The sequence below is a fragment of the Rothia sp. HMSC067H10 genome (assembly GCF_001810635.1).
Taxonomy (GTDB): Bacteria; Actinomycetota; Actinomycetes; order Actinomycetales; family Micrococcaceae; genus Rothia; species Rothia dentocariosa.
Map to the genome: position 1 here is coordinate 1 of NZ_KV802278.1, position 2,462 is coordinate 2,462.

At 40.9% G+C, this 2,462-nt stretch carries 3 protein-coding genes; all 3 read right to left on the reverse strand.

All coding sequences use genetic code 11. The features are described from left to right. Positions 1 to 197: 197 nt before the first annotated feature. Complete coding sequence (locus HMPREF2756_RS00780) at positions 198 to 827, reverse strand: hypothetical protein (RefSeq protein WP_083301636.1); 630 nt, start codon at positions 825 to 827, stop codon at positions 198 to 200. A gap of 36 nt (positions 828 to 863) precedes the next feature. Further along, positions 864 to 1,511, reverse strand: coding sequence for a hypothetical protein (locus tag HMPREF2756_RS00785; protein WP_083301637.1), 648 nt, complete (start codon positions 1,509 to 1,511; stop codon positions 864 to 866). Between the two features lie 138 nt (positions 1,512 to 1,649). Further along, the gene (locus tag HMPREF2756_RS00790; protein WP_070617258.1) at positions 1,650 to 2,225 is read right to left on the reverse strand and encodes a hypothetical protein; all 576 of its coding nucleotides are present in this window, start codon (positions 2,223 to 2,225) and stop codon (positions 1,650 to 1,652) included. Positions 2,226 to 2,462 lie beyond the last annotated feature (237 nt).

The following is a 2,462-nucleotide window of genomic DNA, read 5'->3' on the forward strand; positions in this document are numbered from 1 at the left end:
GCTGCTGTAAACGAGGCTTCATGACCTGTTCCCAATACCCACTCTCCCGAGTGAACACCGGAACAATAAACCCATCCTTATATTCTTTTTCATAAACCATATAATTATTTCCTTAAGAAATCCCACACAGGGGGTATTCATAAAGAACCTACCTAAGTCCCTGATGAATAAACCCTTAAGATGTAGAATGTATTACATTAACTATTTTCGTGCTTCCAAGTTTCCAAAAATTCATCCTTATTTTTAAGGTATAAAGGATGCTCAGCTTCTGGATTTTTTTCGTCAAACTCAGGAATAACAATTGCACGGCCTTCAAAATATTCCAAGACCTGATCAAGGTGGTTTCGAGACACTTCCATACCGTAAAGTACATGCGGTGGGTCGTAGTCTCCATTTCCGTACCAGGAATGCCGATACCGTAAGTCATTATCTGCGCTTTGTAGAATCTGTGCCATCCACTTTGCCTGCAAGTATTCAGGGCCTTTATCCTCTCGGAATAACGCGTCATACTCCCGCAACACCACGAAAACTCCCTGACTCAAATCCAACCAATGCAAATCTTCCATGTACTCATAGATTAGATTTACTGGATCATCAGGCATTCCATAAGGATATTCAATAGGCCTTAAAAGCTCCTTAAAATATTCATTCTCGATCCTTGCCTGGACAAGAGCAGAGCAAGAAAACTCAATAATTTTCCACCCCTGCTTTCGTCGAAACTCTAGTTGCCGCTCTAAGACGTCATCATCTTCCTTTACATACACAACTGGGAAGAAGGTCTTATCTAGCTTATTTGTATAAAAACCTATAATAGTTTTGCTTCTCAATGGGTGTGAAGATTTCTCTGTGCGCGCGGACGACTTCTACCCCTCAGTATCCTCTGGGTCAACCGTCATCCCTCGCCAACTTCTAATAGTATCTTCCTTATTTTTAACATACGCTGGATACTCGGCCCCAGGATCCTCTTCATCGAAATCAGGAATCACAATCGCCCGACCCTCAAAAAACTCCAACACCTGATCAAGGTGGTTCCGAGACACCTCCATGCCATAGAGCACATGCGGTGGATCGTAGTCCGCATACCCAGACCAAGAATGCCTGTACCGCGAATCATTATCCACTGTCTGCAACAACTTTGCAGTCCACTTCGCCATGAAATAGTCAGTTTTTTCTTGATCTTGGAAGAACACATCATAATCCTTCAGAACAAAAAAGAACCCCTGACTCAAATCCAACCACTGCAAATCCTCAAGATACTCATGAATCCAATCCTCTGGAATCCGAGGAATCTCATCAGGAAACTCAATAGCTTCAAAAACTATCATAGCGTCTTCCTCAGAGCCTGAAGACTTTAAAAACTTTTCACAGGAAAGCTCAATAATTTTCCACCCCGCCTGCCGCAACAGCTCTAACTGCCGCTCTAAAACACCATCCTCCCGCACATAAACAACCGGGAAAAAAGTTTTATCCAATTTATTCGTATAAAAAACCATAGGCTCATAATAATTCATAATATTTTCATTCCTTAATTAAAATAAACGTCTCATCATGGTTCGGCATATAGAACACCAGGGCTGCCCACAAGCGACACCAATCGATCATAGACAACCCTGCCTTTTCTTATATATAGGTTCATTGATTCTATTCCGCTACTCTGGCAAATGCGGATACTCATCTACGAAAGGACCCAGGGCCTCCGCACTCTCAAGCTCAGGATGCTCAGGATCAAACCTATCCACAACCACCACATGCCCCCGGAAAAACTCCCGCACCAGCGGAAGATTCTTCTCAGAACATTCAAAACCGTAGGTAAATTTAAGGTTCGCTTCTCCTTCCTCCAAAAGCTCCCAACGGTACCTGGTTTGCAACCGGTGGAGATGCTGGTAAAGATAACTTGCTATTCGAGAATTCTTGAGAATAATATCATCAAAATTAGATATATACACAAAAAAACCATGTGATATATCCAGCCATTGATCAATATCCTCAATATAATCTAATGTCCATTGCGAACCATAATCCGGAATATTCCAGGGACATTTAATAGCACGAAGTATTTCAGATGTCATGGTATCAAAATCTATAATAGCATTTCCTCTAATTTCAATAATTTCCCACCCAGAAGAAAATAATGAATCTATCCTATTATGGAGAATAGGCTCTCCTTTTAGATAAATATTTGGTGTTATAGGATACCTTTCATCCATTTTAAAATCAATAGTCATATTTATAGTCCTTTCAGAAGAACAAAAGTCCTGTAATGATCAGGAGTATAATAAATATCTCCATTACTCCCAATGACTAAACGTTCTGTGTCTCGTCTTCCTCTAATCCTTGGTTCATTGCGGATAATGTATCCAGAATCACGAACATCAAGCTTATAATATTGAATACTGAGGTTTGTTCGGATGTACTTTACCCATTACTGCCGCCGGTATAGGTGGTGCTTTCTGGGTACTCAT

What these genes read in the sequence shown, in the direction of transcription:
- HMPREF2756_RS00785 (WP_083301637.1), bottom strand. Translation starts at nt 1,511, where the DNA reads ATGAATTATTATGAGCCTATGGTTTTTTATACGAATAAATTGGATAAA.
- HMPREF2756_RS00790 (WP_070617258.1), bottom strand. Translation starts at nt 2,225, where the DNA reads ATGACTATTGATTTTAAAATGGATGAAAGGTATCCTATAACACCAAAT.